6 protein-coding genes and 1 pseudogene are annotated in these 5,055 nt (G+C 66.2%); 1 reads left to right on the forward strand and 6 read right to left on the reverse strand.

The annotated features are described in order from the left end of the window. Positions 1 to 261: pseudogene (locus VDP82_RS13695) on the forward strand (hypothetical protein); the annotation flags it as partial. On the opposite strand, the gene VDP82_RS13700 reads toward VDP82_RS13695, so the two are convergent. The 6 genes from VDP82_RS13700 to VDP82_RS13725 all read right to left on the reverse strand — a co-directional run. Beyond that, positions 258 to 1,445, reverse strand: a complete 1,188-nt coding sequence (locus VDP82_RS13700) for a multidrug effflux MFS transporter (protein WP_323015406.1) — start codon at positions 1,443 to 1,445, stop codon at positions 258 to 260. The pseudogene VDP82_RS13695 and the gene VDP82_RS13700 sit on opposite strands and share 4 nt — an antisense overlap. Before the next feature lie 28 nt (positions 1,446 to 1,473). Beyond that, entirely contained in the window at positions 1,474 to 1,920 is a 447-nt protein-coding gene (locus VDP82_RS13705) for a hypothetical protein (protein WP_323015407.1), read from the reverse strand. An 11-nt stretch (positions 1,921 to 1,931) separates the two neighbouring features. Continuing rightward, complete coding sequence (locus VDP82_RS13710; RefSeq protein ID WP_323015408.1) at positions 1,932 to 2,369, reverse strand: hypothetical protein; 438 nt, start codon at positions 2,367 to 2,369, stop codon at positions 1,932 to 1,934. An 18-nt stretch (positions 2,370 to 2,387) separates the two neighbouring features. Beyond that, positions 2,388 to 3,353 (reverse strand): SDR family NAD(P)-dependent oxidoreductase, encoded by a 966-nt coding sequence (locus VDP82_RS13715; RefSeq protein WP_323015409.1) that lies wholly within the window; start codon positions 3,351 to 3,353, stop codon positions 2,388 to 2,390. After that, positions 3,353 to 4,039 (reverse strand): hypothetical protein, encoded by a 687-nt coding sequence (locus tag VDP82_RS13720; protein WP_323015410.1) that lies wholly within the window; start codon positions 4,037 to 4,039, stop codon positions 3,353 to 3,355. Before VDP82_RS13720 ends, VDP82_RS13715 begins: the two co-directional genes overlap by 1 nt. Positions 4,040 to 4,099: 60 nt before the next feature. After that, on the reverse strand, positions 4,100 to 5,055 hold a 956-nt coding region (locus VDP82_RS13725), incomplete at its 5' end, for a tripartite tricarboxylate transporter substrate binding protein (RefSeq protein ID WP_323015411.1).

Raw genomic sequence — 5,055 nt, forward strand, 5'->3', positions numbered from 1 at the left:
GAGGCCAGACTGGGCGCCATCGTCAACGAGGCGGCGCTATTGGTGGATGCGGGCATTGCCCGCTCGGCACAGGATATCGACGTGGTGCTGGTCAATGGCTATGGCTTCGCCCGGCACAAAGGCGGGCCGCTGTTCCAGGCGGCGCGGCTGCCGCCGGAGCGGGTGCAGGCCATGATCGAGCGGGCCGAACAGGCGACGGGCTGGGGCTGTCGCCGCGGCGACGCCGAAGCGCTGCTGGCCGGACTGCGCGCGCAGGGCTAGGGCCTGTCGAAACGATACCAGGCGAGGCCGGCCAGTGCGCCCAGGGCGATGCTGGCCGGGATCAGCACCCCCATGGCCAGGACCGGGCTGGGAAACAGCGTCGCCAAGAGGCCGATGCAGAAGCCGGTGCCGATCTGCATGAAGCCGTGAAGCGCCGAAGCAGCGCCGGCCCGGTCGGGATGGGCGGCAAAAGCCGCCGTCATCACCGCCGGCGCCGCATGGGCATAGCCGAAAGCATAAAGCGCCACCGGCAGCATGACAGTCCAGAAATTGGGTTCAAGCCAAAGCGTGCCGGCGACCAGGCACGCGGCCCCCAGCAGTACGATGGCTGCGCCCCAGGGCACCAATTGCGGGGCGGGAAAACGTCGCATCAGCCAGCGCGTCCACAGCGAGGCGAGCATGTAGACGCCGGACTGGAGGAACATGCCGACGCCGAATTGCTGCGGGGTAATGCCCAGATGGGAAATCAGCAGGAAGGGCAGGATGCTGGCCTGGCCATAAATGGCGCCGGCGCAGCCAGCCGTGCACAGCGCCGGCAGCAGGAAGGAGCGGCTAGCGAGCAGCACGCCCATGGAGCGGATCATGGCCATGGGACGCAGGCGCGAGAGATCGATGCCAACCGTTTCGACGATGAACAGGCCGGTGAGCAGCAATACCGCCAGGCCATGGACGATCATGGTGGCGAAGATCCACTGGCTTCCCCCGATGGCCAGCAGCACGCTGCCCAGCGCCGGCGCCATGGCCGGACCGGCGGCGATGATAATGGCCATCATGTTGAGAATGCGCGAGGAGGCCTGGCCGGTGAACATGTCGCGCACCAGCGCCCGGGAAATCACCAGCCCGGCCGAAGCGCCGACCCCTTGCAGGGCGCGGGCTGCAATCAGCCAGGATATGGAGGGGGCAAAAAAGCAACCGATGGCCGCCAGCACGTAAAGGCTGAAAAAGACCAGGGCGACATTGCGTCGGCCCAGACCATCGGAAAGCAGGCCACACAGAAGCTGGCCCAGCGCCAGCCCGATATAGAAAACCGAAATCGTGAGGTTGCCGGCCGCATCGGTGGCGCCAAAGCCGGTGACGATTTCGGGCAGAGCCGGCGTATAGATGGCGACCGAGAGCGGCCCCAGGGCAACCATGATCGCCCCGACCGTTCCCAGTCGCCTTTCACTCATTGCCGGGCTGGACATGCCGAGGCAACCTCCAGCCGCGACGGGATCAGGCCAGCTCGACCATGGCCGAGCCGACGGTGAGCTTCTTGCCGGCATCGTCCTCGCACCAGACATCGAGCGTGTGGACGGACTTGCCGGCCTCATTGACCACGACCGTGTTGACGCGGGCGCAGGCGATGACCTGCATATTCTCGTAGATCGGGGCGATATATTTGGTGGAAAGCCGGCTGCGGCAGGCGAATTGCGGACCGTAGACATCCACCAGCAGGCCCTGGATCCAGTTGGTCGAGATCATGCCATCGGCGATGATGCCGGGCAGGCCCTGGGAGCGGGCATATTCATCGTCGTCATGAATGGTGGGCGGCTGGGTGTGGATGCGGCCATCATCGGCGGCGATGGTCGGCTGGCCGTCGACATACCAGCGCATGCGTTCGCGCGTCATGGCGCGGGCGCGGGTGCGGAATTCGGTGCCGGGCTCAAGCGTGATGGTCATGGGGCGGCTCCTCAGGCAGCTTCTTTGGACGAATAGGCAAGGATCACCTGGTCGCGGTAGCGCACCAGCAGCTCGCCGGTTTCGACATTGGTGAGTTCCATTTCGAGCAGCACATATTCGCGCCCCTTCTTGAGGAAGCGGTCGCGGATATGGCCGATGACGCTCAGCCGGTCGCCAACGCGGGCGGGGGCGAAGACTTCGGCGTCATATTCGTAGTGAATGCGCGCGGTAGGGCCGGTGCCTGCCGGGCAGGCCGCATTGTAGAGGCGCAGCTTGTCGAGATGGATCAGGGTGGGCGGCATGATGAGGCCGTCGGCGCCCTGGAAGCATTCGTGATGCATCTCCACGATATGGGAATATTCGCGGATGACGAACGAGCTGAGGGTATATTCGACCGGGCCGAGCACATCGCCCTTGTCCAGATCGGTGACGAATTTTCCGGTAGCCATGGCTGCCTCTCCAGTTGGTCAGGAATCGGTTGGGGACGAGCCGGGCACGGGGGCCCAGTTGAACACATCCGTGATGACTTCAAGCGGGGTGATGAACGGCGCCCAGGCACCCGCAAGATTGGTTTCCAGCCATGGCGCCGACCAGCCCTGCCGCGAGGAAAGGCCCCGGAGGGGGGACGGATGGCCGTAAAGATAAAGCTCGCTCCCGCGCGCGCCGATGATCTGGCCGTTGAGGCCCGACGCCGCGTCGCTGCCCAGGAAGGCGATGACCGGCGCCATGTGCTCGGGCACCGAGGCGAGGCGCGCCCGGCGCAGGTTTTCCAGCGCCTCGGGGGTCATCAGGTGCTTGCGCGCATTGTCGGTCAATTCGGTCATGCGGCTGGTGCTGGAGGGCGCGATGCAGTTGGAGCGGATGCCGAGCGGGCCGAGATCGCGGGCCAAAGTCTGGGACAGGCCGACAATGCCGAGCTTGGCGGCGCCGTAATTGGTTTGCTTGGTGCTGCCGATCAGCCCGCCGGCCGAGGTCATGTGCACATAGGCGCCGCTGTTCTGGCGCACGAATTGCCGGGCGGCGGCGTGGCTGAGATAGACCGCGCCATAAAGGTTGGTCTGGAGCACGCCCCGCCAGTCGCTTTCGGGCATTTCGTCATAGGCGCCCATGCGGATGATGCCGGCATTGTTGATGACGATATCGAGCCGGCCGAAGCTGTCCATGGCCTGCTCGACCATGGCCTTGCCCGCCGCCTTGTCGGTGACGCTCATGGTGTTGGCGACGGCCGAGCCGCCGGCGGCGACGATATCGCCCACGACCACATCGGCGGCACGGGCCGAACTCTGGTCGCCGGCAACCGATACGCCCAGGTCATTGACGAGAACATGGGCACCGAGCCGGGCCATATGCAGGCAGACGGCGCGGCCGATGCCGCCACCACCGCCGGTGACGATGACGGCCTTGCCTGCAAGCGTGGAGGAAATCGGGCTCATTAAAGGGCCTCCCCATTCTCGGTAAGGCGCGGCAGGTAGGGGCTCCAGCGGGCGATTTGCGCGGCAAGGCTGGCTTCGTCCCAGCCGCCATCGCTATGGGCGACGCGCAAGGGCCGCGACTGGGCGAACAGTTGCAGCTCGGTGGGCGTGATGGCGGCAATCTGGCCGGTCATACCGGCACCCTGTTCGCCCGCCAGAAACACGATCATGGCTGCGGCGGCGTCGAGGCTGGCCGCATCAGGGGTGAGCGCCAGAGTGTTAGAGCGGATGCCGGGCTTGAGATCGAGCGCGATGCCGCGCGACAGACCGGCCGAGGCATAAGAGAGAATGGCGGAGGTTCCGGCTTCGGCAGCGCCGGGCAGGCCATCAGCGGCGATGATATGGATGATGGCGCCGCCAGCACCCTCGTTCATGCGGCGGGCAACGATCTGGCCCAGGCGAAAACGGGTATTGAGCTCGGCATCGGCGGCGGCTTCCCAGGCGTCGAGATCGAGCTGGTCGAAGCGGGCGGTGGCGTGCGGAACGGGGAGCGTAACGAAAGCGTCGGGCGTCCATTCGGCGGGAATGTCGGTGGCGTCGGCGGCTAGGTGCCGGATTTCGGCGCCGGCGGCCTCGATGCGGCCGGCAAGAGCGGACCACGGCCCGGTGGGAGCCGCGCTGACGAGGATTCGCAATTTCTGGGACATGGTGCTTCCGCCGGAGGCGGCGGGGGCGCAGAGCGTCCCCGCCAGAGGGAGGAGAGGGAGTTAGTTGATGGTGATGCCGGTGGCGGCCAGGGCCTTCCAGCCTTCGATGTCGGAGGCAAGCTCGGCCTTGGCCTCGTCGGGGGTATTGCCGATGGGGGTCATGCCCACGCCTTCCAGGCGCTCGATGATGTTGGGCTCGGCATCGGCCTTGGCGATGGCGGCGCTGAGCTTGTCGACGATGGCGTCTGGCGTGGCGGCCGGCACGAAGGCGCCGATCCAGATCATCACGGTGGCGTCGGGGAAGCCGGCCTCGGCGATGGTGGGCACATCCGGCAGGGCGGGCCAGCGCTCCTGAGAGGTAACCGCCAGCGCCTTGAGCTTGCCTTCCTGGATCAGCGGGATCGAGGTCAGCGTATCGAAGACGATCTGGACTTCATTGGCCATGAGGCCGACCTGCGACGGGCCGCCGCCGGCATAGGGAATGTGCACCATGTCGATGCCGGTCGAGGCCTTGAAGCGCTCGCCGATCAGATGGCCCGAGCCGCCAACGCCAGCGGAGCCGAAATTGAGCTCGCCCGGATGGGCCTTGGCGTAATCGACCAGTTCCTGAACGGTATCGGCCGGCAGCGAGGGATTGGCGACGAGAACGAAGGGGCCGCCGGCCATGATCGAGACCGCGCGCAGGTCTTCGGTGGTGTCGTAGGGAAGGTTGGCATTGAAGGCGGCATGGATGCCGATGGCCGAGGTGTGGACCAGGATGGTCTGGCCGTCGGGATCGGACTTGGCAACGTATTCGGTGCCAATGACGCCGGAAGCGCCGGGCTTGTTTTCCACGACGAAGGGCTGACCGAGCTGCTCGCTCAGCGACTGGGCGATGAGCCTTGCGCCGGCATCGGTGGAACCGCCGGGGTTATAGGGCACGATGATGGTGACGGGGCGCTCGGGGTAATTGGCCGCATCCTGGGCGAATGCGGAGCCGGCCATCAGCATGGCGGCAGCGGCCAGGGTCGCGGAAA

It is taken from the genome of Devosia sp. (assembly GCF_034675085.1).
GTDB lineage: Bacteria > Pseudomonadota > Alphaproteobacteria > Rhizobiales > Devosiaceae > Devosia.

What these genes read in the sequence shown, in the direction of transcription:
- VDP82_RS13700 (WP_323015406.1), bottom strand. Translation starts at nt 1,445, where the DNA reads ATGTCCAGCCCGGCAATGAGTGAAAGGCGACTGGGAACGGTCGGGGCG.
- VDP82_RS13715 (WP_323015409.1), bottom strand. Translation starts at nt 3,353, where the DNA reads ATGAGCCCGATTTCCTCCACGCTTGCAGGCAAGGCCGTCATCGTCACC.
- VDP82_RS13710 (WP_323015408.1), bottom strand. Translation starts at nt 2,369, where the DNA reads ATGGCTACCGGAAAATTCGTCACCGATCTGGACAAGGGCGATGTGCTC.
- VDP82_RS13720 (WP_323015410.1), bottom strand. Translation starts at nt 4,039, where the DNA reads ATGTCCCAGAAATTGCGAATCCTCGTCAGCGCGGCTCCCACCGGGCCG.
- VDP82_RS13705 (WP_323015407.1), bottom strand. Translation starts at nt 1,920, where the DNA reads ATGACCATCACGCTTGAGCCCGGCACCGAATTCCGCACCCGCGCCCGC.